Origin of the sequence: Sphaerisporangium fuscum (assembly GCF_018531465.1) — a bacterium.
GTDB classification, from domain to species: domain Bacteria; phylum Actinomycetota; class Actinomycetes; order Streptosporangiales; family Streptosporangiaceae; genus Sphaerisporangium; species Sphaerisporangium fuscum.
The window spans coordinates 1-25894 of sequence record NZ_JAHDTF010000018.1 but is presented as its reverse complement, the minus strand read 5'-3'; the positions used below and the strand labels follow the sequence as shown (position 1 = coordinate 25894).

The window sequence follows — 25894 nt, the reverse complement described above, 5'->3', positions numbered from 1 at the left end:
CCGTAGAACCCGCTGCAGTTGGCGATCCGCAGCGGAGCCTCCCCCCGGCTCACCGCGCCCGCTCCGCCTGCCCGGCCCCCTCGGGGATCCACGCCGCCGGGCGCTTCTCCATGAACGCCCGCATGCCCTCCTGGCCCTCCGCCGAGGTGAACCGCTGGGCGGACAGCTCGGCCATGCGCCGCATGCCCTCCTCGACCGGGAGGCCGGGCACGGTGCGCACGAGCTGCTTGGTGATCGCCAGGGCCTCCGGGCCGCCGCGCAGCAGCATGTCCGCGTACCGGGCCACCGTCGCGTCGAGCTCCCCTGCCGGGACGGCCCGGGTCAGCAGGCCGATCTCGGCGGCGCGGGCCGCGTCGAAGACCTCGCCGGTGAGGAAGTACTCGGCGGCGGCGCGCGCCTCGACCCGCCGCAGCACGGTCACCGAGATCATCGCCGGCACCACGCCCAGCCGTACCTCGCTGAACGCGAAGGTCGCCGTGTCGGGCGCGATGGCGAAGTCGCAGGCGGCCACCAGCCCGAGGCCGCCCGCCCGGGCGGTGCCGTTGAGGCGGCAGACGACCGGCTTCGGGCTCTCCCAGATCAGGCTCATGATCTCGGGGAAGGACGCGGTGACGGGCGCGTCGTGCGGCGCGCCGCGCCCGGGGGCCTGCTCCTTGAGGTCGGCCCCGGAGCAGAACACCGGGCCGGTGCCGGTCAGCACGATGACGCGGACGTCCTCGGCGGCGATGGCGGCCTCCAGCGCGGCGTACAGCTCGCCGAGCAGGCGGATCGACAGGGCGTTGCGGTTGTGCGGCGAGTCGAGCGTGATCGTGGCGATCCCGCCGTCCACCTCGTGGTGTACCAGGGTGCTCATGGGTGCTCCTCGATGACGGCGAGTACGGCTCCCGCCTCGACCTGGCGGCCGGGGGTCACGTTGAGCGCCGCGACGACGCCCGCTGCGGGAGCGGTGATCTGGTGCTCCATCTTCATGGCCTCCATGGCCAGGACCGGCTGCCCCGCGGCCACCTCGGCGCCCGCGGCGACCTCGACGCGCAGCACCGTACCCGGCATGGGGGCCAGCAGGGAGCCGGGGGCGATGCGCACCACCGGTTCGGGCAGCCGTGGCGCGGGCACGAGCCGTGCCGACCCCAGGGGCGAGTCGACGTACACCGCCTCCGGGTACCGGGCGACGGTGAAGCGGCGGGTCACCCCGGCCGCCTCCAGCACGACCTCCTCCGGCGTGGCGGAGACGAGCCGCGCGTCGTCGAAGCCCTCGGCCCGCAGCCCGTCACGGGTGAGCCGGTAGGCGACCTCGACCCGGCCGTCCGGGCCGTCGAACGCGGCCCGCTGCGGCTGCGACGGCACGTTGCGCCAGCCGCTCGGCAGCCCGCCCAGTGCCGTGGCGGCCGCGCGGTTGGCCGAGGCCAGCGCGAGGGCGGCGGCGAGGGCGAGCAGGGGCGTGACCCCGTCGTCCCCCGTGAGCTCGTGCTCGTCCAGGAAGGCGGTGTGCGTGTCGCCCGACAGGAAGGCCTCGTGCCGCAGCACGCGGACCAGCAGGTCGCGGTTGGTGGTGACGCCGTGGACGCGGGCGCGGGCCAGGGCCGTGGCCAGCCGCCGGGCCGCCGCGCCGCGGTCCGGACCCCAGGCGATCACCTTGGCCAGCATCGGGTCGTAGTGCACGCCGATCTCCGACCCGCTCTCCACGCCGGAGTCCAGCCGCAGGCCGTACGGCCGCCCGTCCGCCGGCGGCACGAAGCGGGCGTCCACGCCCGGCACCTCGAAGAGGCGCAGGAGCCCGCTCTGCGGCCGGAACCCGTGCGCGGGGTCCTCGGCGTACAGCCGGACCTCGATCGCGTGGCCGGCGGGCTCGGGCGGCGTACCGGGCAGCCGGCCGCCCTCGGCGATCTCCAGCTGGAGCCGCACCAGGTCGACCCCGAACACGCACTCGGTCACCGGGTGCTCGACCTGGAGCCGGGTGTTCATCTCCAGGAACGCGATCGTGTCGCCCCTGACGAGGAACTCGACGGTCCCGGCGCCGACGTAGCCGATCGCCTTGGCGGCCCGCACGGCGGCCTCCAGCAGTGCCTCGCGCACACTGGGGGAGATGCCCGGGGAGGGGGCCTCCTCGACGACCTTCTGGTGCCGGCGCTGGATCGAGCACTCGCGCTCGCCGAGCGTCCACACGGTGCCGTGCGCGTCGGCGAGGATCTGCACCTCGACGTGCCGGGCCCGCTCCAGCAGCGGTTCGACGAAGACCGTGCCGTCGCCGAACGCCGACAGGGCCTCCCGGCCGGCGGCCGCGACGGCCTCCTCCAGCTCGACCGGGTCGCGCACGACGCGCATGCCACGCCCGCCGCCGCCCGCCGAGGCCTTCACCAGCACGGGGAACTCCGCGACCGGCTCGCCGGGCGCGAGGGAGGACAGCACCGGCACCCCGGCCTGCTCCATCAGCCGCTTGGCCTCGATCTTGGAGCCCATCGCGGCGATGGCCTCCGGGCCCGGCCCGACCCAGGTGAGCCCGGCCGCGAGGACGGCCCGGGCGAAGCCGGCGTTCTCCGACAGGAAGCCGTAACCGGGATGGACGGCGTCGGCGCCCGCCGCGCGCGCGGCCGCCACGATCGCGGCCACGTCGAGGTAGGTGTCGGACGGCCGTGCCCCGGGCAGCCGCACCGCGTGGTCGGCCTCGGCGACGTGCGGCGCGGCCCTGTCGGCGTCCGAGTGGACGGCCACGGTCTCGATGCCGAGGTCGCGGCAGGTGCGGAAGACGCGGCGGGCGATCTCCGCCCGGTTGGCCACCAGCAGTCGTCTGATCATCGTCACATCCGGAAGACGCCGAATCCGGCAGGGCCGGGATCGGGGGCGTTGGCGATCGCGGACAGGCACAGGCCGAGGACGGTGCGGGTGTCGCGCGGGTCGATCACCCCGTCGTCGTACAGCCTGCCGGACAGGAAGAACGGCAGGGACTCCGCCTCGATCTGGGCCTCGACCATCTGCCGCATCGCCGCGTCGGCCTCCTCGTCGTAGGTCTGGCCGCGCGCCTGCGCCGCCGCGCGCCCGACGATCGACAGCACGCCGGCGAGCTGCGCGGCGCCCATGACCGCCGACCTGGCGCTCGGCCACGAGAACAGGAAGCGCGGGTCGTACGCCCGCCCGCACATGCCGTAGTTGCCGGCGCCGTAGGAGGCGCCCATGACGACGGTGAGGTGCGGCACGGTCGAGTTGGACACGGCGTTGATCATCATGGCGCCGTGCTTGATGATGCCGGCCTGCTCGTAGTCCTTGCCGACCATGTAGCCGGTGGTGTTCTGCAGGAAGACCAGCGGGGTGCGCGACCGGTTCGCCAGCTGGATGAACTGGGCGGCCTTCTGCGCCTCCTCGCCGAACAGCACGCCCCGCGCGTTGGCCAGGACGCCGATCGGGTACCCGTGCAGGTCGGCCCACCCGGTGACCAGGCTCTGGCCGTACAGCGGTTTGAACTCGTCGAACTCGCTGCCGTCGACGATCCGGGCGATCACCTCGCGCGGGTCGAAGGGGATCTTGAGGTCCTCGGGCACGATGCCGAGCAGGTCCTCCTCGTCGTACAGCGGAGGACGCGCCCCGGCGGGCGGCGGGCCGGGTCTGCGCCGGTCGAGGCGGGCGACGATGCGGCGGCCGATGCGCAGCGCGTCGTACTCGTCCTCGGCGAGGTGGTCGGCGAGGCCGGAGACGCGGGCGTGCATCTCGGCGCCGCCCAGCGACTCGTCGTCGGACTCCTCTCCGGTGGCCATCTTGACCAGGGGAGGGCCACCGAGGAAGACCTTGGCGCGTTCCTTCACCATGACGACGTGGTCGCTCATGCCGGGGACGTACGCTCCGCCGGCCGTGGAGTTGCCGAAGACGAGGGCGATCGTGGGGACGCCGGCGGCGGACAATCGGGTCAGGTCCCGAAATATCCGGCCGCCGGGGATGAAGATGTCCTTCTGCGTCGGCAGATCCGCCCCGCCCGACTCCACCAGGTTGATCAGCGGCAGCCGGTTCTCCAGGGCGATGTCGGACGCGCGCAGCGTCTTCTTCAGCGTCCACGGATTCGACGCGCCGCCCCGGACGGTCGGGTCACTGGCGACGATCACGCACTCGACGCCCTCGACCACCCCGATGCCCGTGACCACGCTCGCCCCCACCGGGAAGTCGGTGCCCCAGGCGGCCAGCGGCGACAGCTCCAGGAACGGCGAGTCGGGGTCGACCAGCAGCTCGACCCGCTCCCTGGCGAGCAGCTTCCCCCGCCGCCGGTGGCGCTCGACGTACTTCGGCCCCCCGCCCGCCACCGCCTTGGCCTGCTCGGCCGAGAGCTCCTCCAGCTTGGCGGCCATGGCGTCCCGCCTCGCCTGGAACTCGGCGCTCGCGGTGTCGAGCCGGCTGTCGATCAAGGCGTCACTCCTCGGATACCGGTGGCCGTGATCCAGAAGGTAGTACACCCCGCAACCACCCAGAAGAGGGGGCAGGCCGTATCCTCGGCCCTTCACCGGCTGAATCCGTGCCGGCCGTCCGGCGCGGAGCTAGCCGCAGTGGGACCAGCCGCTCTTCCAGCTCGCCGTGCCGTAGCCGCCGCCCCACATGACGCACTTCTTCTGCGCCGCCAGGCTGATCGGGCCCGCGTACACGGTGTAGTCGCCCGCCGCGTTGGTGGTGGCGCCGCCCTGGACCTGCAGCACCGCGGTCATCCGGATCTTCTGCGGCACCACGTACTTCGACATGGTGACCACGCAGTTCTTCCCGGACGAGCCGTTGTAGAGCAGCCAGATCGTCGCGCTGCCGAGCGAGTGGGAGTCGATCGGCTTGAACCCCGAGCCGCACACCTGGGCGGCCGTGTACGGGTTCGGCTTGGGCGTCGGCTTCGGGGTGGGCTTCGGGCTCGGTTTCGGGGTGGCCTTCGGCGTCGGTTTGGGGGAAGAGGTGGTCTTCGTCGGCTGGGGCTTCGGCTCGGTGGTCTCGGTGTCGGTCGGCTCGGGGTCGACCTTGTCGGTGGGGGTCGGCCTGGCCGTGTGGGACGGCGGGGTGTGCCGCTTGCTCGCGGTGGGCTGGCTCGGCAGGGAGACGTCCGCGGTCTTGCCCGGGCGCGACGCCACGTCCGTCATGTCCGGCGTCGGCTCGCCGTCCGGCGGCGGCTCCGGCGGGTCCAGCCGGGTGGGGTCGGCGGTCACGCCGCCCGTCGGGTCCACGTCGGTTGGCTGCGCGGTGGTCCCCTTCTGGGCGTTCGCCTTGTGCGTGGCCTCCTCGGCGGTGGAGGTGCTGGCCGTCAGCGTCACGTTCCTGACCACCATGACGCCGCCCGCGGCGAGCACGGTGGCCGCCACCCCGGCCGCGACGGTCAGCATGACCGTACGCCCGCCGCGACCGCCGGGCCGTGCTCGCTCGGCCGCCGCCAGGCGGGTCCCTTCCGGGGAGTTCTCCGGGGCGGCGGGCGGCGCGGCCACCTTCTGCTGCCCCATGAGGTGCGCGACGACGTCCTCGGCCGAGGGCCGCGCCGCCGGGTCCTTGGACAGGCAGGCGGCGACCAGGCCGCGCAGCGGGCCGTCCAGCGAGCCGAGGTCGGGCGGCTCGTTGAGGATGCGGTTGATCACCGCCGGGATGGAGTCGGAGCCGAACGCCGCCCGTCCCGTCGCGGCGAACGCCATCGTGACGCCCCACGCGAACACGTCGGCCGCCGCGGTCACCTGCTGGCCGGCGAGCTGCTCGGGCGCGAGGTACGAGGGGGTGCCGAGGGTGTCGCCGGTGGCGGTCGCGCCCGGCGTGTCGAGCGCCCGCGCGATGCCGAAGTCGATCACGACGGGCCCCTCGGGACCCATCAGCACGTTGGCGGGCTTGAAGTCGCGGTGCAGGATGCCGGCCCGGTGGATCGCGGAGAGCGCCGTCGCCGTGCTGACCGCGAGACGGTCCAGCGCCGCCCCCCGGCGCGGTCCCTCCCGGTCGACCAGTTGCCGCAGCGAGGGACCCGGCACGTACTCGCTGACGATGTACGGCTGGTTGCCCGCCAGGTCGGCGTGCAGCACGGACGCCGTGCAGAACCTCGCCACCCGCTGCGCGACCGACACCTCGCGCAGGAAGCGCGCCCGCGCGTCGGCGTCCCCCGACAGACGCGCGTGCAGCAGCTTGATCGCCACCTGCTCGCCCTGCGGCCCCCGGCCGAGGTAGACGACCCCCTGGCCGCCCTCGCCGAGCCGCTGGAGAACCTCGAACGCGCCCAAGCGGCGCGGGTCGTCGTCCGTGAGCGGTTGTGCCACCTGGACCCCCGATACCCCGATTTGTCAGCAATTGAGGTGAAGAACGCTACCAGTGTGACAACTGGGGCAGGTGGCGGAGTGTCAGATAGCCTTGCCCGGATTCATGATCCCCAGCGGACCGAAGACCCGCTTCACGCCGTGCCGAGCTCGCTCACCAGCGGCCCGGCCTCCAGATCGGGCCGGCGGATGCTCGCTCACCAGCGGTCCGGCCGCCGGATGGGTCGGCGGATGCTTCGGCGGGCCCAGCCCGCGCTGGCCGTCCACGGCGGTCGCGCGCCCTGGCCAGGCCCGCGGCACCACCGGCACGCGGTGCTCGGCGGCCCATCAGAGGGACCTCGTACTTCTCCGGGGGTGTACGCCCCAACCGGAAACTCGTCAGGATGACGATTTCGCAACAACCTGAGTTGCCTTTACTTTGCCTTTACTTTTTCCTCTAGCGTCCGCTTTGCCGATTCTTGGGGCGTTCCATGGTGGGCCGCCCCTTCGGGCGGAGGAGGAAATCCTGTTGTCACGCAGAGTCAGGCGCATCGTCGCCGTTCTGCCGGTGGTAGGACTCGCCGCGGCCGGTCTCGCGACCACCGGCGCCTCGGCGTCGAGCGACACCACGGTGGCGAGATACCAGCCGTCGGCGAGCGACTACTACATCAACTACGCGCCACCCCGGGTGCAGAGCGACACCACGCCGAAGTCCGGGGAGAAGGTCGACACCACGACGGGCAAGCGGCGGACCGCCGCCCCCACCGCGGAGGAGATCGACCACAAGTACGCCGAGGGCAACCCTGTGGCGGCCCGCGAGTTGGCCAAGCATGAGAGCCAGGCCGTCCGGACCGGCAAGAACCCCTACGAGTTCCTGTTCAAGAAGTCCAAGACCACGCAGAAGGCCAAGCTCCTGACGCTGCTGGTCGAGTTCAACGACCAGGCGAACGACGACTTCTCGGGCTACAGCCACCCCAAGAGCATCAACGACCCGGACGACTGCGTCACCGAGCCGCCGGGCACGAAGATCAACGGGCCGCTGCACAACCAGATCCCGAACCCCGCCCTGGCCGCCGGCGGTGGCAAGGACAACAACTCCATGTGGGTGTCCGACTTCAACAACGCCCACTACAACAAGATGCTCTACTCCAGCGAGGGCATCACCAACCGGGTCCGTCCCGACCTGAAGGACCCGCGCGACGGCAAGCCGGGCATCGACATCTCCGGCTACACCATGAAGAACATGTACGAGGAGATGTCCAAGGGCGCCTACACCGTCACCGGTGAGGCGATCGGCTGGATCAAGGTCCCGCACTCCGAGGCCTGGTACGGCGCGGGCGCCTGCCACGCCGCCGTACAGGACACCTCCGGCCACCCGGACAACCCGCGCGGCGCCGCCCAGCTCGGCATCGACGCCGTCAACGAGCTGGTCAAGCAGAACCCGAACTTCCCCTGGGCCGACTACGACCAGGAGGACACCTCCGACGCCGACGGCGACGGCAACTACAACGAGCCCGACGGCGTGGTCGACCACCTGGTGCTGATCCACGCGGGCGAGGACAAGTCCGGCGGCGGCGGCGCCCAGGGCACCTTCGCGATCTGGGCCCACTCCAGCGCCATCGCGGGCGGCTACACGGTCCCCGGCACCAAGGTCAAGATCTCCAACTACATCGTGCAGCCGGAGAACTCGGGCGTCGGCGTGTTCGCCCACGAGTACGGCCACGACCTCGGCCTGCCCGACCTGTACGACGCCACCGGCGCCGGCGACAGCGACGTGGAGTTCTGGGACCTGATGTCCACCGGCTCCCACTCCGGGCCGATCTTCCAGTCGATGCCGACCCACATGGGCTTGTGGGACAAGTGGGTGCTCGGCTGGGCCAACCCGAAGGTGATCAACCCCGGTGACGGCACCAAGCTGGTGACCGTCGGCCAGTCCTCGCGCACGCCCAAGCTCACCGAGGACGGCGTGCGGGTCAACCTGCCCGACAAGGACGTCGTCCTCACCACCCCGCACAGCGGCTCCAAGGCGTGGTGGTCGGGCAACGACCAGGACTGGGCCGATGTGAAGATCGCCCGCGACGTCGCGGTCCCGGCCGGGAACGACGCCAGGTTCTGGTTCTGGAACGACTTCACCATCGAGCAGGACTGGGACTTCGGCTTCGTCGAGGTCTCCACCGACGGCGGGACCACCTGGGCCGAGCAGAAGATCTACGCCGCCGACGGCTCGCTCGTCTCCACCGACGACAACTACGCCGACCCGAACAAGCGGATGCGGGACTACGGCAACAAGAAGTACGGCCTGACCGGCGACTCGGGCGGCTGGCAGCACTACTACGTCGACCTCGCGCCGTTCGCCGGCAAGAACGTCAAGCTGCGCCTGCGCTACGCCACCGACGCGGCCTCCGAGGAGCGCGGCTGGTTCGCCGACGACTTCTCGGTCACCGCCGGCGGCAACACGGTCTGGAGCGACGACGTCGAGTCCGGCGCCAACGGCTGGACCGCCGTCACCGGCACCTTCACCGACACCAAGGGCACCGGCTGGACCCAGCACAACGGCACCCTGAAGAGCGCCCAGTACTACCTGGCCGAGTGGCGCAACCTCGACGGGTTCGACAAGGGACTCAGCTACACCTACGACACCACCTGGAACCGTGACGGCGCCTGGAAGGTCGAGAAGGTCCCCTACAACGCCCCCGGCCTGCTGATCTCGCTGCGCGACACCTCGGCCGGCTACAACAACCCGGCGTCCAACATCTGGTCGCTGCCGTCCGCCGGCGCCAAGGGCGAGTTGCTCCTGGTCGACTCCCACTTCGACCCGCTGCGCCGGTCCGGCAAGGCCGCCGAGGTCGACAAGAGCACGCTGAAGAACATCCCGTCCCGCCCGCAGTCCTCCAACGCGGCGTTCGGCTTCGGCAAGACGTACGCCTTCAAGGAGTGCATCGAGGGCGAGCCGTTCACCGAGTACTGCACCCAGTTCAAGCCGCAGGACGGGGTCAGGACGTTCACCGACGCCAAGACCTGGTACCCCGGCCTGGAGTACCGCGACGGCAGCCTGTTCTACCGCTTCCGCGACGGCTCGGTGGTCGTCCCGTCCAAGGACAACCAGCAGTACTCCCTGCGGGTCGTCAACCCCGACGGCACCCCCGCCAAGGATGTGTACGGCGAGAACGTCAACGGCTTCACCCTGGGCACCGGCAACCCCGGTGACGAGGGCAAGCAGCTCGGCGTCCAGATCAAGCTCATCGCTCCGCTTCCGGGCAACCTCGGCGTGATCGCCCAGGTGACCCCGCCGAAGAAGTAGCGCTCCAGGGGACCCGCACGGGTCCTCGGCACAATGGGGACGGGTACGGCTCGCCGTACCCGTCCCCTTCGCGTCACAGACTGCATAGCATGTCTGCGGAACGTCCTACGGAACGGGAGATCGGTGAGCGAGCTGCGGAGCAAGGCGGAACACACCAAGGCGATCCGCGACCTGCGCAGGGCGGTCCTTGTGATCAACACCCGTTCCCGGCGGGGGCGCAAGCGGTACTTCGAGGCGCTGAGCCTGCTCCAGGCCGAGGGCTTCCAGCCGCTGCGCACCTACGCCGTGATGGAGCCGTCCCGGCTGCCCAAGATCCTCGAGGAGGCCCTCGACCTGCAGCCCGACCTGCTGGTCGTCGGCGGCGGCGACGGCACCCTCAGCGAGGCCGTCAAGCACGTCGCCCACCGCGACGTCGCGCTCGGGGTGCTGCCGCTCGGCACCACCAACAACTTCGCCCGCAGCCTCGGGCTCCCGCTCGACCTCGCCCTGGCGATCAAGGTGTTCAGCCGGGGGAAGGTCGTCGACATCGACCTCGGCATGGCCGGCGACCATCCGTTCGCCAACCTCACCAGCTTCGGCGTGTCGGTGGAGGTCGCCGGCACGGTCAAGCCGTGGGTCAAGCGCGTCCTCGGCCGCGCCGCCTACCCGTTGACCGCGCTGACCATCCTGCCCCGCCACCAGCCGTTCCGGGCGTACATCACCGTCGAGGGCCGGCGCCACGAGCTGCTGACCCACCAGCTCAACATCGCCAACGGGCGCTACCACGGCGGCTGGCAGATCGCCAAGGACATCAGCATCGACAACCGCCGCCTGGTGGCCTACCAGCTCGGCTCGGGCAAGCGGCTGCGGCTGCTGGTGGAGACCCTGGTCCGCGCGACCAGCGGCCGCTGGAGCAGCCTCGCGGGCGGCCCGTTCGTCACCGGCCGCGAGATGCTCGTGGAGACCGAGCCCCCCATGCCCGCCGACATCGACGGCGAGGTCGTCCTGCGCACCCCCCTGACCATCCGCACCATCCCCAACGGCCTCAGGGTCATGGTCCCCCCGGCCTTCATCGACACCTGACCGTCGCACCGCAACCGGTCGCGGTGCCTCTGGTCGAGCCGAGGTTCGCGCCCGTCCTCCAGCTCGCCGTCGAAACCTGCGCGCCGGCGCCCGGGATCTGCCGGCATTCAAATGGCTCCGTCTTCCACGAGGACGTCGCCCGCCACTTGGTGAGCGCCGGTCGAGAGATACGTCCCGGTCACCCTCAGGAGCCGAGCGTGTGCCCTGTCGTCGCGTCGATGTGGTCGGGGATCTCAGCCGGGCGATCGCCGACCGTCGGTGTCCCGGTGGGCTCGAACAGGAGGATCGCGGCGGCGGTGGGAGCGGACGGCTTGTGCTCCATACCGCGGGGGACGGTGAACACCGCCCCCTGGGGGAGGCGCACCGTGCGCTCCCCACCGGGCTCGCGCAAGGAGATGTGCAGTTCCCCCTCGAGCACCAGGAAGAACTCGTCGGTGTCGTCGTGGACGTGCCAGATGTGCTCGCCCTCGACCTTGGCGATGCGTACGTCGTAGTCGTTGACGCGTGTGACGATACGGGGGCTCCACAGAGCGTCGAAGGAGGCCAGGGCTTCGCTGAGGGTGATGGGTTCGTTGCTCACGAGTGCATCCTCGCCCATTGGGCACGATCGTCGTGAGTGCTAGGAATAGCACATGGCGCAAGAATCCTCGCACGTCGCTCATGCGGACGGCTCGCATCGGGTCGTCGTGATCGTGGACGAGAACTCCAACCCTTTCGAGCTGGGCTGCGCGACCGAGATCTTCGGCCTGCGCAGGCCCGAGCTTGGGCGCGATCTCTATGATTTCCGCCTGTGTTCCCCCGAGCCGTGCACCCTGATGCGGGACGGGTTCTTCACGCTCACGGGCGTCGCCGGCCTGGAGGCGGCCGAATCGGCAGATACGTTGATAGTTCCCAACCGTCCCGACGTCGAGGTGCCCCGCCGCACCGCTCTGCTTAACGCGATCCGGCGGGCGCACGCGCGCGGGGCTCGGCTGGTCGGCTTCTGCAGCGGGGCTTTCACCCTGGCCGAGGCCGGGGTCCTCGACGGGCGCCGGGCCACCGCGCACTGGCAGTGGGCGGATTCCTTCCGGGCCCGCTTCCCTTCCGTCCGGCTCGAAACAGACGTGTTGTTCGTGGACGACGGTGACATCCTCACCTCCGCGGGGAGCGCGGCCGCGCTCGACCTGGGCCTGCACATCGTCCGCCGCGACCATGGCGCCGAAGTCGCCAACTCCGTGAGCCGACGGCTCGTCTTCGCCGCGCACCGCGACGGCGGGCAGCGGCAGTTCGTGGAGCGGCCCGTGCCAGATGTGCCGGATGAGTCCTTGGCGCCTGTCCTCGTCTGGGCCCAGGAGCATCTGGACGCCCCGCTCACGGTGTCCGACCTCGCAGCGCGCGCCTCGGTCAGCCCGGCGACACTGCATCGTCGTTTCCGGGCGCAGCTGGGCACCACCCCGCTGGCGTGGCTCACCGTGGAACGGCTTGCTCTGGCGTGCAGGCTGATCGAACGGGGCGAGCCGCACCTTGAGACGGTCGCACGGCACAGTGGGCTGGGCACCGGCGCCAACCTGCGTGCGCTGATGCGGCGCAAGATCGGGCTCACTCCATTGGAATACCGGCACCGATTCGGCCCGGGGAAAGACCAGGGATCGGCCTGACCTCCTGGCAGGCCCTCACACATGACCTGCCAAGCCACTCGTGGTCGCCGAGCCTCTCGGCGTTCGGCCATCGCTGCCGGGAGGCAGGCGCTTGACCCTCACGTGGCGTCAGGCCGCATAGTCGGGGCGTGGAGGATCACTGGACCGTGGGACAGGTGGCCGCGCTGGCCGGCGTGAGTGTCCGCACGCTGCATCACTATGACGAGATCAGGCTCGTTCGGCCGTCGGCGCGGACCGCGGCCGGGTACCGGGCCTATTCGGCGGGCGACGTGGAGCGGCTGCGGGAGGTGCTGGCCTATCGGCGGCTGGGCTTCGGGCTGCGGGAGGTCGCGGAACTGGTCGGCGACCCGTCCACCGACGCGGTCGCGCACCTGCGCCGGCTGCGCGGCCTGCTGCTGGAGCGGCGTGATCGCGCCGACGCCATGGTGGCGGCCATCGACAGGGAACTCGAGTCGCGGGCGAAGGGACTGAAGGTGACACCGGAGGAGCAACTGGAGATGCTCGGTGCACGGCTGTACGACGCGATCGGCGGCGCTTACACCGCGACACGGCGTACCGAGCCGCGGATCGCCGCGCAGATCTGGGACGCGCTTGGGGACGCACGGACGGTGCTGAACGTCGGGGCCGGCACCGGCTCCTACGAGCCTGCTGATCGCGACGTGACCGCGGTGGAGCCGTCGTCGGTCATGCGGGGGCAGCGGCCTGCCGGCTCGGCGCCGTGCGTGGCCGCCGCCGCGGAGAGCCTGCCGTTCGAGGACGGGTCCTTCGACGTGGCGATGGCCGTCTCCACCGTTCACCACTGGGGGGACCCGATAGCGGGGCTGCGCGAGATGCGGCGCGTGGCCCGCCGCGTGGTGGTGCTCACGTTCGACACCGACGAGCCCGGATGGCAGGACCGGTTCTGGCTTACCCGCGACTACCTGCCCGAGTTCGCCGCCGTCCTCGCGGACTTCCCCTCGCTCGCCGGGATGGCCGACGCGATCGGCGCCCGCGCTGAGCCGGTGCCCATTCCGTGGGACTGCGCTGATGGCCTGTTCGAGGCGTACTGGCGCCGACCGGCGGCGTACCTGGAGGATCACGTGCGCCGTGCGATGTCCGTGTGGACGAGGGTCGGGCCGGAGGCCGAGCAGCGGGCGGTGCGAAGCCTCGGCGACGACCTCGACTCCGGCCGGTGGGCCGAGCGCAACGGCGACCTCGCCGGCTTCGACGCGGCGGATCTCGGCCTCCGCCTGCTCATAGCCTGAACCGCGTCGCAGCGTCAGCGTCCTGGCGGCTACCCCACCCGTGTACGTGCCGGTCGGCCGGTCATCGCCGTCCGCCGAGCAGGCGATCCACCTCTCCGGGGTGTGCAGATGTAGCGGCCGCGCCGTCCGCCAGGGATGGGGGCGGCGGTCAGGAGGTGTCGGAGGGGGCGCCGGAGCGTTCGGCCACGTCGTTGGCGGCGCTGGCCAGGGTGAGGACGGGGAAGATGGCGTGGGCCGGCACGCGGTAGACGCCTCGCTCGGGCTGCTCCAGCAGTCCGGCGGAGGTCAGCGTCTTGAGGTGGTGGTAGAGCTGGCCGGGGGAGGTGAGCGCCAGCTCGGACTGCAGGTCGGCGATCTGCTTGGGGCCGGAGACCAGTGACTGCAGGATCTCCAGGCGCGCCGGGTGCCCCGCGGCGGCCAGGACGGCGGCGAGCGGACCGGTGGGCCGCCGGAGCAGCCATTGGGGGGTGCGGTTGACCTCCCAGGCCCACTCGTACCCGCCGAGCCGGGCCGTGCCGCCGTAGGTGACCAGGCCGCTGTCGTCGCCCGCCGGCTGTGGCCTCGGCCCGTGGAGCGCGGACTCCAGGGCGGCGACGCGCTCCTCGAGCTCCCGCAGGCGGTCGTCGACGCTCGTCAGGGTGGCCTCACTTCAATGCAGCGCGCACTTTCGCGTAGAAGGCGGGGTCGGTCGCCATCCGCACGATGAACTGTTGATGAGCATAGCTGCGCATCGCGGAGTACCACGTCCCCTCCGGTAGCCTGCGCAGCGCCAGTACCGTCTCGCGCGGTTCACCGCCGGCCGGGACGACGTACATGGCCTCGCTGACGACGCCCGGCAGGGACCCGCCCTTGGTGCCGATGAGCACCTTCTCCGGGTCCATGCCCGGCTGGCGCATCGGCCACTCCAGGTGCCTGCTCGCGGTCTTGTCCTTCCTCAGCTCTCCGAGCAGGCGCTGGAGGACCCCGGGCTTGACCCGGGTCACGGTGTCCGCCCAGGCCGCCTGCCGGGCGAAGGCGGGCAGCGCGGGCTGGACCGGTTCGCCCGCGCGGACGTAGTCCCGCAGGCAGGCGTCGGCGGGCAGCTTGCAGCCGGCGAAGGCCCGCAGGATCTCGCCGTTGATGGTGCCGACCGGGGTGCCGGCGATCCTGCGGAGCGCCTCGGGGCCCAGGCGGTCGCGCAGCAGGTCGGCGGCGGAGTTGTCGCTCTCCTCGATCATGGCGGAGACGAGCTGGTCGAGCGTGACGTCCGCCCCGGGGTGGAGCCGCTTGAGCGCCCTGTCGTGGGCGCCGCCGTCGGTGCCCGGCACGTGGTAGGCGTTCCACCGGGCCACGGGTACGGGCTCGGCCGGGTCGGCCTTCTTCCTCCGGACGGCGTCGACGTAGGCCGCGAGGTGCACGATCTTGACGGTGGACGCGACCGGCGTGAGGCGGGAGGCGTTGTGCCGGATCCCCTGGGTCACCAGAGCGACGTCCGCCGGGTGGGCGGCGATGTAGCCGAGCACGGCGTCGGCGTCCTTCAGGTCGGCGGGGGCGGCCGGGGCGGCGGGTGTCACGAGCGCGGCGGCCATGAGCGCGGTCAGGAAAGTGAACATGCCCATCAGCTTAACCGTTTTTCCGAATTTTCGGAATATCGAACACCTGCTGCCCCGCCCGCTCAGGTGAGGGCCGGGGCCGGGGCGCGCCACTGCTCCATGGGGTACGGCGCCAAGAGGCCCTCCGAATATGGGGTGCGGTGCTCCGGTTCATCGCGCCGGCCTCCGTAGAGGAACCCGTCCGCCCAGGTCGCGTGGCCCCGTGACCTGGGCGGACGGCGGCCGGTCAGGGGGTCCAGGGCTGGGTGACGGCCCAGCTGGTGTCCTCGGCGTACAGAGTGGGGTTGTCGTAGGGATGCGCTCCGCCGTCGGAGGCCACCCAGACCTCCGCCGCGTAGTGCCGCACGCTCGTGCCGATCTCGTTGACCGACGCCAGGCGCACGCTTCCCGGCGTGGCCCCGGGCTGGGCGCAGAAGGTGGCGTCGCGGCGGAACAGCGCGCTGCCGTCCGGGGCGTCCAGGCGCAGGCGGAAGGAGGAGTGCCGCAGGTAGCGGCCCGGGTAGTTGCGCGACTCCAGCGAGTAGCAGGTCGGCTCGGCCAGGCCGCGCCGCACGACGAACGTCGCGTCCGACTTCAGCAGGGCCGCACTCGTACCGTCGACCACGTCGGTGCGGGCGAGGCCGTTCTGGTGGCGCAGGTAGCGGTCGGTGTACCCGGGTGTGGTCACCCGGAACGACCGGGCCTGGTCCGGCGGCAGGTCCGCGCCGCTGCGCCAGAGCGGGACGGTCACCGCCCAGGTCGTGTCGGCGGCGAAGCTCGCCGCCGTGTCCCAGGGGTTGGGCCCGCCCTGCCGGGCGACGTAGACCAGCTCGTTGTAGTGCCTGATGTAGTGACCGGGCAGGTTGTAGGACTCCAGTGCCGTCCCGCCCTGTCCCTCGCGGGGGCAGAAGGTGGCGTCGGCGGCGAACAGCGCCGTCCCGTCCTGGCGGTCCTTGCGCAGGCGGTAGTCGGAGTGCCGCAGGTACTCACCCGGATGGTCACGCGACTCGAACGACAGGCACGAGGCGTCGGCGAGGCCGGGGCGGGCCCAGAACGTCGCGTCCTGCTCGGCCAGGTCGCCGCTCCCGTCGCCGATCACGTCGGTGCGGGCGAGGCCGTTCTGGTGGCGCAGGTAGCGGCCGGTGTAGCCCGAAGTGGTCACGCGCAGCGACACCGGCTCGCCGCGGGCGACCTCGGTGCCCGCGGCCACCGCCAGCAGGCGCCGGTTGGCGTCCCGCACCCGCGACTCGGTCATCTTCGGCACCTGCCGGTCGTAGGTGTAGAAGCCGTTGACCTCGTTCTCCACGTCGTACGGTTCGGTGTACACCGAGGCCGACAGCCCCCGGGTGTGCACCAGCCGTCCGACCTGCTTGACGATCTCCAGGTAGCGGCTGGTCAGCGACCCCTCGTCCGGGTACAGGTCGCCGTAGGCGAAGCCGGCGCCGGGCTGGTACTCGTGGCCCGCGACGCGCCTGCCGAGGCCGCCGTACTCGCCCAGCACGGCGATCCGGGTGGACGACGGCAGGCGGGTGCCGGTGTCGTCCGGCACCTGGTAGAAGTGGTCGTCGATCACGTCGCCGTTGGTCGGCTCCGGATCTGAGATGCAGCAGTTCGACCCGGAGTCGTGGTCGATGAGCCTGCTGGGGTCGATCGAGCGGACCAGGTCGACGATGCGCTGATCGTCGTACTCGCCCCATCCCTCGTTGAAGGGGATCCACTGCACGATCGAGGTGATCCCCTTGAGCTGGTCCACGATCCTGCGCAGCTCGGACTCGTAGTTCGCGCGGCCGCGGTCCGGCGGGTCGTCGACCGCGTCCAGCGAGGGCATGTCCTGCCAGACCATCAGGCCGAGCCGGTCGGCCCAGTAGTACCAGCGGGCGGGCTCGACCTTGATGTGCTTGCGGACCATGTTGAAGCCCAGGGCCTTCTGTCGCTCCAGGTCGGACCGCAGCGCCTCGTCGGTCGGCGCGGTGTAAGCGCCGTCCGGCCAGAACCCCTGGTCGAGGGTGCCGAGCTGGAAGACGAACCTCCCGTTCAGGAGCGGGCGCACGACGCCGCCGACGACCGCCTTGCCGATCGACCGCATGCCGAAGTACCCGGTGACGACGTCGCCCCCGCCGGTGCCCGTGAGCGTGACCCGCAGGTCGTACAGGAACGGGTCGTCCGGCGACCACAGGCGGGCGTTCGGGACGGGGACGCGGATGTGCGCGCCGACCGCGCCGGTGGCGGAGCCGACGACCGCGCCGCCGGTCAGCACCTCGGCCCGCGCCTGGTCGCCGGAGCCCCGCACCACCAGGTCCAGCACCCCGGCCCGGACGTCGGGGACGGTGTCGAGCCGGGTGATGTGGTCGGCGTTCACCGGCTCCAGCCAGACCGTCTGCCAGATGCCCGACGACGCGGTGTACCAGATGCCGCCGGGGGAGCGCCGCTGCTTGCCGATGGGGAAGGTGCTCCCGTCGACGGGGGAGTACACGCCGACGACGAGCTCGTTGGCCCCGGATCGCAGCGCGGAGGTGATGTCGAAGGAGAAGGCGTCGTAGCCGCCGGTGTGCCGGCCGACCTGGGTGCCGTTCACCCAGACCCGTGTCTCCCAGGTGACCGCCCCGAAGTTCAGCTTCACCCGGCGCCCGTTCCAGCCGGACGGGACGGTGAAGGTGCGCCGGTAGAACATGTCGTCCTCGTGGCGCTTGATCCCCGACAGGGCGGACTCGATCGGGTACGGCACGAGCACGCCCTCGGACAGGGTCCGGCCGATCGGGGGCGAGTCGAGGTTCGGGGCGCCCGCGAACTCCCACACGCCGTTGAGGTTCAGCCAGTCGGGGCGGACGAGCTGGGGGCGCGGATATTCGGGCAGGGCGTTGGTGGGAGAGACCAGCGCGGTCCACGGCGTGGACAGGGGCGGGGTCTTCGGCTGCCAGGTGACGGCGGAGGCGCCGGACGCGGTGAGCGTCAGGCCGGCCACCGCGAGGAGGAGAGCCGTCACGGCGGCCAGTGCGCGCGGGAGCGGCTTGCGGAGCAGGATCATGTGCGTCCCGGGGGGTGAGAAGGAGGGGCCGGTCGCCGGGGTGGCATGTTCCGCGGGTTCACCACCGGTCCGGCCCGGCGGTGAGAGAGCGCTCTCTGCAAAGGACCTTTACAGTGGCGTGCCCTTCCGTCAAGACCCAACGATTTCCCGCAGCACCGCGCCCCACCGGGACATCGGAAGGACACCAAGCAAGTGCTTGACCGACATGTTTCGCGGGCGTATAAAAGGCCATCGGGAAACTGTGAGTTCCTGACATATCGCTACACGCGGGCAAAGGCGCGAGCTCGCACCGCCGGCCACCGGCACGAGGCCGGCCTCCTATCCGCCTTTCTCTGCCCTCTCGCGGACCTCTCCACCTTCGCGGACGTGACCCCTCCGGGACGCCACCTCTTCCAGGCGCCGTGACCCCCAGGGGCCGTCGCCCCCGTGGCGGACGCCGATCCGCGACCTCCCGGCGTTCCCCGCCTCGGCCGTCCCTGTCGCCGCGCGGGGGACGCCGGTGATCCCTCATCGCCGCCCCGGGCCGCCGCATGCCCGGAAAACGCAGGTCACCACCCTCCTCACCAGCTCAACGGAGGTTCCCATGGCATACGGTGATGACATCACGCGGACCGGTGTGACGCGGCGCGCCGTACTCGGCGGCGCCGCCGGGGCCGCGGCGCTCAGCGTCCTTTCGTGGACGCCCGGCGCGCGCCTCACCCCCGCCGCCGGCGCCACCCTCGCGGCGCCCCCCGGCTACCCGGCCGGCCTCTCCCTCTACCAGCAGACCTACGAGAACTGGTCGGGTGAGATCGAGGCCGACGGCGTCTGGACGTCGGCGCCGGCGTCCGTCGCCGAGGTGGTGACCCTCGCCAACTGGGCCAGGGCCAGCGGATGGAAGATCCGCCCGAGAGGGATGTCGCACAACTGGTCCCCTCTGGTGATCCCGCCGGGAACCCCGTCCAACACGCTGCTCGTCGACACCACCCGGCATCTCACCGCCGTCACGGTGAACCCCGGCTCGCCCGCGAGCGTCACCGCCCAGACCGGCGTCACCATGGAGTCCCTGCTCACGACCCTGGAGGCCGCGGGGTACGGCCTCACCGCCACCCCGGCGCCGGGTGACCTGTCGCTCGGCGGGGTGCTCGCCGTCGACGGCCACGGCACGGCGGTGCCGAAGACGGGGGAGACGCTCACGCCCGGGCACACCTTCGGGTCGGTGAGCAACCTGGTCGTCCGGCTCAAGGCCGTCGTGTGGGACGCGGCGTCCGGGCAGTACGTGGTGCGGACCTTCGAGCGCTCCGACCCCGCCGCCGCCGCGCTCCTGGTCAACCTCGGCCGGACCTTCGTCACCGAGGTGACCCTGCGGGTCGGTGCGAACAAGCGGCTGCGCTGCCAGAGCTTCTACCACATCAACGTCGGCACGCTGTTCGCGCCGCCCGCCACCGCCGGATCGGACTCCTTCGCCGGCTACGTCAACGCCACCGGCCGCGTCGAGGCCATCTGGTTCCCCTTCACCACCGTTCCCTGGCTGAAGGTGTGGAGCGTCGCGCCGTCCAAGCCGCTCCTGTCCAGGCAGGTCGACGGCCCCTACAACTACAGCTTCTCCGACTTCCTCTCCAAGGACGCCTCCGACCAGCTGTCGCAGATCGTCGCCGGGAACGCCGGGCTGACCCCCACGTTCGAGAACACCCAGATGGCCGTCGTCGGCTCCGGGCTCATCGTCACCGGCACCTGGGACATCTGGGGCTGGTCGAAGAACCTGCTGCTGTACGTCCGCCCGACCACGCTGCGCGTGACCGCCAACGGCTATGCCGTCCTGACCAGCAGGAACAACATCCAGCGGGTGGTCAGCGAGTTCTACACCTACTACCAGAACGCCATCGGCGCCTATGCCGCGCAGGGACGCTACCCGATGAACGGCCCGCTGGAGATCCGCGTCACCGGGCTGGACGACCCGGCCGACTGCCAGGTCGGCGGCGCGGTGTCACCGCAGCTGTCGGCGCTGCGGCAGCGGCCCGACCACCCCGAATGGAACGTCGCGGTGTGGCTCGACATCCTCACCGTGCCCGGCACGCCGTACTCCCAGCAGTTCTACCGGGAGACCGAGCAGTGGGTCCTGTCGAACTACTCCGGCTCGTACGCGGCGGTGCGGCCGGAGTGGTCGAAGGGGTGGGGCTACTCCGGCACGGCGGCCTGGGCCGATCCCACCGTCCGCGACATCACGATCCCGAACGCCTACCGCGCGGGTCAGGCCGCGGGCGACGACTGGGACACCGCCGTCGCCACGCTGGACGGACTCGACCCCCACAAGGTCTTCTCCAACCCCTTCCTGGCGGCCCTGCTCGACTGAGGGCCTACAGGGCGTCGAGGCCGGCCGGGCCGGCGCCCGGCCGGCCGGAGAGGGAGGACGACATCTGGTGGACCGCCTCCGTCACCCGTTCCGCCGAGGTGGCGAAGTTGAACCGGACGTAGCCGCGGCCGGGGGCGCCGAACTTGTGTCCCGGGTACAGCGCGACGCCGCCGCGCCGCAGGAACCACTCGGCGGGGTCGTCGCCGAGGCCGCACGCCCGGAAGTCGAGCCAGGCCAGGTAGGTCGCCTGCGGCGGCTGGTAGCCGACTTCCGGCAGGTGCTCGGAGAGCAGCTCCTTCAGCAGCGTCCGGTTGGCGTCGAGCCCGGTCACCAGCTCGTCCAGCCACGGCTCGCCGGCGGTGAACGCGGTCTCCGAGGCGAGCACCCCGAGCAGCCCGGCGCTCTCGCTGACCTCCGGGTGGATGGCGCCGACGTCGTCACGGGAGTCCTCGCCGGCCACCGCGAGCGCCGCCTTCAGGCCGGCGAGGTTCCAGGCCTTGGAGGCCGACACGAGCGTGACCGAGCGGGCCGCGGCGGGGGCGTCCAGCGACGCGAACGGCACGTGCCGGGCGCCCGGGTAGACGAGCGGCGCGTGGATCTCGTCCACCACGACCCGCACGCCGTACCGGTCGGCGAGCTCGGCGACCGCCAGCAGTTCCTCCTCGGAGAAGACCAGGCCGGTGGGGTTGTGCGGGCTGCACAGCAGGTACGCCGCCGCGCCGGCGGCGAAGTCGCGCTCCAGCGCGTCCAGGTCGAGCCGGAACCCCGTGGAGGTGAGCGCGAGCGGGCTCTCGACGATCTCGCGGTCGATGCGGGGCAGCCAGTAGAAGTACGGCGGGTAGGCCGGGGTGTTGAACACCACCCGGTCGCCCGGCTCGGTGACCAGCCGCAGCATCTCGACGATCCCCGCCATCACGTCGGGCACCAGCCGGATCCCGTCCGGGTCGGGCCGCCAGCCGTACCGCCGGTCGGCGAAGGCGGCGAAGGCCTCCGGCAGGCCACCGGCGAAGGCGTACCCCGTGTCGCCCATGGTGACCGCCTTGACCAGGGTCTGGGCGATCGGCTCGGCGAGCGGGGTGTCCATCTCGGCCACCCACAGCGGCAGCACGCCCGGAGGGTACTCCTGCCACTTGACGCTGTGCCGTTCCCGCAGCTGGTCGAGGCTGTAGGCGGTGAGCGGCCCGGTGGCAGGGCCGCCGGGCGCGGTGCTGTTGCTGGTCAAATGGGATCCTTCTGGTCGCACCGATGACATCGGGGGGCGCCCGGCATCATCCGTTTCGCTCCTCTTTCACGTCATAGCACATCATCACCTCCGGAACCCGGTCGCCCGTCCTCGCTCTTCCGGGAGCGAAAGGGAGGGCCCTTGCCCGGCTCGGCCGGACGAGGGCCCGATCACGGGGTTCAGCCCTGCGCCCCGGTGATGTTCACCATCCACCCGATGCCGAAGCGGTCGACGCAGGCCCCGAACTCGTCGCCCCACATCTGCCTCTCCAGGGGGACGGTGACGGTGCCGCCGCTGGACAGCTTCGCCCAGTAGCCGCGCAGGTCGTCGGCGTCGTCGCCGCTCACGCTGACGGAGATGTTGTCGCCGGCGGTGCGCTCCATGCCGGGCGCGGTGTCGGAGGCCATGAGGGTGAAGCCGCGGTCGGTCTCGAGCATGGCGTGCATGATCTTGTCGGCGAGAGCGGGGTCCTGCATCCCGGCTTCGCCGAAGGTGCTGGTGCGCAGGGTGCCGCCGAAGACGTCCTGGTAGAACTCCATCGCCTGACGGGCGTCGCCGTCGAAGGTGATGTACGGGTTGAGCCGAGAGGCCACAAGATCCTCCTTGATCGTGTCCAGATGCCGATCCTCGCAGACGGCCGGAAGGGCGACAAGGCAGGTCGGAGGTCGTTTTCGCAGGTCAGCGGGGGCGCGCCGAATCCGGCTCGCCGGCCTGTGCGGCGTACCGGGCGAAGCCGGCGGTCCACCAGGTTCCGCCTGCGGGCAGGACGGCGAAGGCCTCCAGGTCCGGGAGGCCCTCCAGCCACTCACGGGCGGCGCCGCCCATGGCGAGGGCGGCGGTGGCCGTCGTGTCGGCCCTGGTCAGGTCGCCGGTGACCACGGTGACGGACGCCAGCGCCGTGGCCGGCAGGCCGGTGTGCGGGTCGACGTGCGCGCCGCGCTCGGCGACCCCGCCACGTGGTGCAGCAGGGCCACCACCTGGTCCTGGACGCCGGTGACGCCCGGGTCGCCGGGCCCGGCCACCGCCGGCGGCTGGAGCTGCCGGAGGAGCCCGTCACGGTCCTCGGGGACGTCGAGCGGCTGCACCAGGTGCTGACGAACCGGCTCGACAACGCCCGCCGCCACACACCCGCCGGTTCCACCGTGGTCGTCCGCGTGGGGACGCGGGTCCGGGAGGGGCGATGGGTCGAGCTGTCGGTGTCGGACGACGGTCCGGGCATCTCCGAGGAGCTGCTGCCGGAGATCTTCGAACGGTTCGTGCGGGCCGACGAGGGCCGCTCGCGCGCCTCCGGCGGCAGCGGCCTGGGGCTCGCCATCGTACGGGCGGTCGCGCTCGCCCACGGCGGCTCGGTCGAGGTGGAGAGCAAGCCGGGGCACACGGTGTTCCGCGTCCTGCTGCCCCGGGGCGAGGACTCCTACCCGCCTGGGTGATGTGCGCGCGCCCGGACCGGTCGACCATGGTGACGAGGCCAGGGCCGGGAGGGGGCCATGAGATGAACCAGCAGCGGCCGGAGGTCCCGCGCGAGGAGTGGCGGGCGTTCTTCGACGCGATGACCCGCGACTACGAGGGCGCCGCCGTGACCATCGAGGAGCTGCACCGCACCTTCGGCGATCTCGTGGAGGCGGAGAGGCTACCGCTGGCCTACCTGGAGTACGACCCCAAGGACGACCAGTTCTCGGTGGGCGTGGGAGGCCGCGAGGGTCGCTACCCGGTGGTGCTGCGCCACGCGATCGACCGCCCGCGGGCCATCCTGGCCGGCGTGGTGGGGCCGGGGATCGAACGAAGGTTCGAGATCGTGGACGATGAGGGCAACCGGACGATCATCACGCTCTACCTGGTCGAGGCGGGCGAGGAGGCTTTCGCCTGACCTTCCGGGGGCGGGCGGCCCCGGCGCGTGTCCGCGCCGCGCCCTCGATCCGGGGCCGCCCGGCATGAGATGTTGATCGTGTGACCGTGCACGAGGCCCGGATCGGGCGCTACTTCGAGGACTTCGTCGTCGGCGACGTCTACCGGCACCCACTCGGCCGGACGATCTCCGAAGCGGACAACACCTGGTTCACCCTGCTCACGATGAACACCAACCAGAATCACTTCAACGCCCACTTCGCCGCCCGCGCCCCCGTCGGGAAGATCATCGTCAACTCCGGCCTGTCGGTCGCCATCGTCCTCGGCCTGTCGGTCATCGACGTCAGCCAGAACGCGATGATGAACCTGGGGTGGGACGAGATCAGGCTGACCCATCCGGTGTTCGTCGGCGACACCCTCTACGCCGAGTCGATCGTCCTGGCCACGCGGGAGTCGAGGTCGCGGCCGTACGCCGGGATCGTCACCTGCCGCACGCGGGGCCTGAACCAGGACGGCGACGAGGTCATGTCGTGGCGCCGGTCCGTGATGGTCTACAAGCGGGACGCCCCGCAGGACAAGGACCACTTCCCCGAGGCCAAGAGCGGCCCGCTCGGCGCCGAGTAGATCGGACCCCGTATGGATTTCGAGCTGAACGAGGACCAGCAGCTGTTCCGGCGGACGCTGCGCGAGTTCGTCGACAGGGAGATCGTGCCGGTCGCCTCCGAGTGGGAGCGCGAGGGCCGGTACCCGGAGGAGATCGTCGAGGGCCTGCGACGGCTCGGGCTGTTCGGGATCACCGTACCGGCGGAGTACGGCGGCCTCGACCTCGACCGGGTGTCGTTCGCCCTGGTCTTCGAGGAGATCGCCCGGGGCTGGATGGGCGTGGCCGGGGTCCTCGGGTCCCACTCCCTGTCGACGTGGATGATCGCGAAGTACGGCACCGAGGAGCAGCGGGCGAGGTACCTGCCGGCCCTCGCCTCGGGGGAGCGGCGCACCGGCATCGCCCTGACCGAGCCGGGCGCCGGCACCGACCTGCAGGGCATCCGGACGCGCGCCGTGCGGGACGGCGACGGGTACGTCGTCCACGGCACCAAGACCTGGATCACCAACGCCCGGCACGCCGACCCGCTGCCGGTGCTGGTGAAGACCTCCGTCACCGAGCCCGCGCACAAGGGGATGTCGGTGCTTCTCGTCGACGCCGACCGGGGGTTCACCGTCAGCCGTGACCTGCCGAAGCTCGGCTACAAGGGCACCGAGACGTGCGAGGTCGTCCTCGACGGGGTCCGCGTGCCGTCCTCGGCGCTGCTGGGCGGCGTCGAGGGGCGCGGCATGCAGCAGGTGCTGTCCGCCCTCGAACTGGGACGGGTCAACATCGCGGCCCGCGCGGTCGGGGTGTCGCAGTGCGCCTACGAGGCGGCGCTGGCCTATGCCAAGGAACGCCAGGCCTTCGGGCGGCCCATCGCCGACTTCCAGGCGATCCAGCTCAAGCTGGCCGACATGGTCACCGACATCCAGGCGGCCCGGCTGCTCACCTACTGGGCGGCCTCCCGCTCGGAGTCGGGGCCGGTGACCTCCGAGGCGGCCATGGCCAAGTACTTCGCCTCGGAGGTGGCGCTGCGGGCGACGATGGAGTCGATGCGCATCCACGGCGGCTACGGCTACTCGCAGGAGTTCGTGGTCGAGCGCCTCTACCGCGACGCGCCGCTCATGGCGATCGGCGAGGGCACCAACGACGTGCAGCGCATGGTCATCGCGCGCTCGCTGCTGTCCGGCGCCACGAAGGTCGGCTGGTGAGCCCGGCCGCGGACGCGCCCTGCCCGTTCTGCGCCATCGTGGCCGGCGAGGTGCCCGCCCACGTGGTGCTCTCCGACGAGGTCGCGGTGGCGTTCCTCGACGCCCGCCCGGTGTTCAAGGGCCATGTGCTCGTCGTCCCGTCCAGGCACGCGGAGACCCTGACGGACCTGCCGGGGGAGGAGGTCGGGCCGTTCTTCCAGCGGGTCCAGGCGATCTCCCGCGCCGTCGAGCAGGGCCTCGGCGCGGCGGGAACGTTCGTCGCCATGAACAACCGCGTCAGCCAGAGCGTCCCCCACCTGCACGCCCACGTCGTCCCGCGCAACCGCAAGGACGGCCTGCGCGGCTTCTTCTGGCCGAGGGTGAAGTACGACGGCGACGCCGAGGCCGCCTCGTACGCCGCGAAGATCCGCCAGGCCCTGGCGTAGACGCCGTTCCGGGCGCCGCGTGTGGCCGGATCACGGCCGGATCCTGTTGCGACTCTCTGGTTGTTGCGAGTAGTTTGCAATAGATCAAGAGAGAGGAGCACCGATGGGGCAGTACACCCTGCCGGACATGCCATATGACTACGCCGCGCTGGAGCCGGCGATCACCGGGGAGATCCTGGAGCTGCACCACGCCAAGCACCACGCGGCCTACGTCAAGGGCG

19 protein-coding genes and 3 pseudogenes are annotated in these 25894 nt (G+C 71.5%); 11 read left to right on the top strand and 11 right to left on the bottom strand.

The window, feature by feature from the left end; genetic code table 11:
• Positions 1–49: 49 nt before the first annotated feature.
• The 4 genes from KIK05_RS22620 to KIK05_RS22605 all read right to left on the bottom strand — a co-directional run bounded on the left by KIK05_RS22620 (position 50) and on the right by KIK05_RS22605 (position 6239).
• Complete coding sequence (locus KIK05_RS22620) at positions 50–853, bottom strand: enoyl-CoA hydratase-related protein (protein ID WP_214412795.1); 804 nt, start codon at positions 851–853, stop codon at positions 50–52.
• On the bottom strand, positions 850–2793 hold the full coding sequence (locus KIK05_RS22615; protein WP_214412794.1) for an acetyl/propionyl/methylcrotonyl-CoA carboxylase subunit alpha: 1944 nt from the start codon (positions 2791–2793) through the stop codon (positions 850–852). The genes KIK05_RS22620 and KIK05_RS22615 overlap by 4 nt, the downstream gene beginning before the upstream one ends.
• Positions 2794–2795: 2 nt before the next feature.
• A complete protein-coding gene (locus tag KIK05_RS22610; RefSeq protein WP_214412938.1) occupies positions 2796–4328 on the bottom strand; it encodes an acyl-CoA carboxylase subunit beta in 1533 nt (510 codons plus the stop codon).
• 186 nt (positions 4329–4514) lie between these two features.
• Positions 4515–6239 carry a serine/threonine protein kinase gene (locus KIK05_RS22605; protein WP_214412793.1) on the bottom strand — a complete coding sequence of 575 codons (1725 nt, stop codon included), beginning with the start codon at positions 6237–6239 and terminating at the stop codon, positions 4515–4517.
• Between the two features lie 505 nt (positions 6240–6744).
• Between KIK05_RS22605 and KIK05_RS22600 the strand changes: the two genes are divergently transcribed.
• Entirely contained in the window at positions 6745–9516 is a 2772-nt protein-coding gene (locus tag KIK05_RS22600) for an immune inhibitor A domain-containing protein (protein WP_214412792.1), read from the top strand.
• 123 nt (positions 9517–9639) lie between these two features.
• Entirely contained in the window at positions 9640–10578 is a 939-nt protein-coding gene (locus KIK05_RS22595) for a diacylglycerol/lipid kinase family protein (RefSeq protein ID WP_214412791.1), read from the top strand.
• 184 nt (positions 10579–10762) lie between these two features.
• Here the strand turns inward: KIK05_RS22595 and KIK05_RS22590 are convergent, their stop codons facing one another.
• Complete coding sequence (locus KIK05_RS22590; protein ID WP_214412790.1) at positions 10763–11158, bottom strand: cupin domain-containing protein; 396 nt, start codon at positions 11156–11158, stop codon at positions 10763–10765.
• 52 nt (positions 11159–11210) lie between these two features.
• On the opposite strand from KIK05_RS22590, the gene KIK05_RS22585 reads away from it, so the two are divergent.
• Entirely contained in the window at positions 11211–12215 is a 1005-nt protein-coding gene (locus KIK05_RS22585) for a helix-turn-helix domain-containing protein (RefSeq protein WP_214412789.1), read from the top strand.
• 128 nt (positions 12216–12343) lie between these two features.
• Positions 12344–13459: a MerR family transcriptional regulator gene (locus KIK05_RS22580; RefSeq protein WP_214412788.1), complete on the top strand. Its 1116-nt coding sequence runs from the start codon at positions 12344–12346 to the stop codon at positions 13457–13459.
• 274 nt (positions 13460–13733) lie between these two features.
• Here KIK05_RS22580 and KIK05_RS49440 read toward each other — a convergent pair.
• The 3 genes and pseudogenes from KIK05_RS49440 to KIK05_RS22565 form a co-directional block, all read right to left on the bottom strand.
• A pseudogene (locus KIK05_RS49440) lies at positions 13734–13880 on the bottom strand (helix-turn-helix domain-containing protein); the annotation flags it as partial.
• 223 nt (positions 13881–14103) lie between these two features.
• Complete coding sequence (locus KIK05_RS22570; RefSeq protein WP_214412787.1) at positions 14104–15051, bottom strand: serine hydrolase; 948 nt, start codon at positions 15049–15051, stop codon at positions 14104–14106.
• A 226-nt stretch (positions 15052–15277) separates the two neighbouring features.
• The gene (locus tag KIK05_RS22565; protein ID WP_214412786.1) at positions 15278–18055 is read right to left on the bottom strand and encodes an AbfB domain-containing protein; all 2778 of its coding nucleotides are present in this window, start codon (positions 18053–18055) and stop codon (positions 15278–15280) included.
• Between the two features lie 583 nt (positions 18056–18638).
• Here KIK05_RS22565 and KIK05_RS22560 point away from each other — a divergent pair.
• Positions 18639–20387 carry a cholesterol oxidase substrate-binding domain-containing protein gene (locus tag KIK05_RS22560; RefSeq protein WP_214412785.1) on the top strand — a complete coding sequence of 583 codons (1749 nt, stop codon included), beginning with the start codon at positions 18639–18641 and terminating at the stop codon, positions 20385–20387.
• A gap of 4 nt (positions 20388–20391) precedes the next feature.
• Here the strand turns inward: KIK05_RS22560 and KIK05_RS22555 are convergent, their stop codons facing one another.
• The 3 genes and pseudogenes from KIK05_RS22555 to KIK05_RS22545 all read right to left on the bottom strand — a co-directional run.
• Complete coding sequence (locus tag KIK05_RS22555; RefSeq protein WP_250563265.1) at positions 20392–21609, bottom strand: MalY/PatB family protein; 1218 nt, start codon at positions 21607–21609, stop codon at positions 20392–20394.
• A gap of 179 nt (positions 21610–21788) precedes the next feature.
• A complete protein-coding gene (locus KIK05_RS22550; RefSeq protein WP_308250062.1) occupies positions 21789–22202 on the bottom strand; it encodes a VOC family protein in 414 nt (137 codons plus the stop codon).
• An 85-nt stretch (positions 22203–22287) separates the two neighbouring features.
• Positions 22288–22524, bottom strand: a pseudogene (locus KIK05_RS22545) (FAD:protein FMN transferase); the annotation flags it as partial.
• A 41-nt stretch (positions 22525–22565) separates the two neighbouring features.
• Between KIK05_RS22545 and KIK05_RS22540 the strand changes: the two are divergent.
• The 6 genes and pseudogenes from KIK05_RS22540 to KIK05_RS22515 all read left to right on the top strand — a co-directional run.
• Positions 22566–23039 carry a sensor histidine kinase gene (locus KIK05_RS22540; RefSeq protein WP_214412783.1) on the top strand — a complete coding sequence of 158 codons (474 nt, stop codon included), beginning with the start codon at positions 22566–22568 and terminating at the stop codon, positions 23037–23039.
• Positions 23040–23101: 62 nt separating this feature from the next.
• Complete coding sequence (locus KIK05_RS22535; RefSeq protein ID WP_214412782.1) at positions 23102–23476, top strand: DUF5335 family protein; 375 nt, start codon at positions 23102–23104, stop codon at positions 23474–23476.
• Between the two features lie 80 nt (positions 23477–23556).
• Positions 23557–24078 (top strand): MaoC family dehydratase, encoded by a 522-nt coding sequence (locus KIK05_RS22530; protein WP_214412781.1) that lies wholly within the window; start codon positions 23557–23559, stop codon positions 24076–24078.
• 12 nt (positions 24079–24090) lie between these two features.
• Positions 24091–25248 carry an acyl-CoA dehydrogenase family protein gene (locus KIK05_RS22525; RefSeq protein ID WP_214412780.1) on the top strand — a complete coding sequence of 386 codons (1158 nt, stop codon included), beginning with the start codon at positions 24091–24093 and terminating at the stop codon, positions 25246–25248.
• Positions 25245–25673: an HIT family protein gene (locus KIK05_RS22520; protein WP_214412779.1), complete on the top strand. Its 429-nt coding sequence runs from the start codon at positions 25245–25247 to the stop codon at positions 25671–25673. Before KIK05_RS22525 ends, KIK05_RS22520 begins: the two co-directional genes overlap by 4 nt.
• Before the next feature lie 103 nt (positions 25674–25776).
• A pseudogene (locus tag KIK05_RS22515) lies at positions 25777–25894 on the top strand (superoxide dismutase); the annotation flags it as partial.

Bases quoted from the DNA above. Each gene is read 5' to 3' on its own strand.
- KIK05_RS22615 (WP_214412794.1), bottom strand. From the start codon at position 2,793: ATGATCAGACGACTGCTGGTGGCCAACCGGGCGGAGATCGCCCGCCGC.
- KIK05_RS22565 (WP_214412786.1), bottom strand. From the start codon at position 18,055: ATGATCCTGCTCCGCAAGCCGCTCCCGCGCGCACTGGCCGCCGTGACG.
- KIK05_RS22570 (WP_214412787.1), bottom strand. From the start codon at position 15,051: ATGTTCACTTTCCTGACCGCGCTCATGGCCGCCGCGCTCGTGACACCC.
- KIK05_RS22560 (WP_214412785.1), top strand. From the start codon at position 18,639: ATGGCATACGGTGATGACATCACGCGGACCGGTGTGACGCGGCGCGCC.
- KIK05_RS22525 (WP_214412780.1), top strand. From the start codon at position 24,091: ATGGATTTCGAGCTGAACGAGGACCAGCAGCTGTTCCGGCGGACGCTG.
- KIK05_RS22535 (WP_214412782.1), top strand. From the start codon at position 23,102: ATGAACCAGCAGCGGCCGGAGGTCCCGCGCGAGGAGTGGCGGGCGTTC.
- KIK05_RS22585 (WP_214412789.1), top strand. From the start codon at position 11,211: ATGGCGCAAGAATCCTCGCACGTCGCTCATGCGGACGGCTCGCATCGG.
- KIK05_RS22620 (WP_214412795.1), bottom strand. From the start codon at position 853: ATGAGCACCCTGGTACACCACGAGGTGGACGGCGGGATCGCCACGATC.
- KIK05_RS22610 (WP_214412938.1), bottom strand. From the start codon at position 4,328: ATGGCCGCCAAGCTGGAGGAGCTCTCGGCCGAGCAGGCCAAGGCGGTG.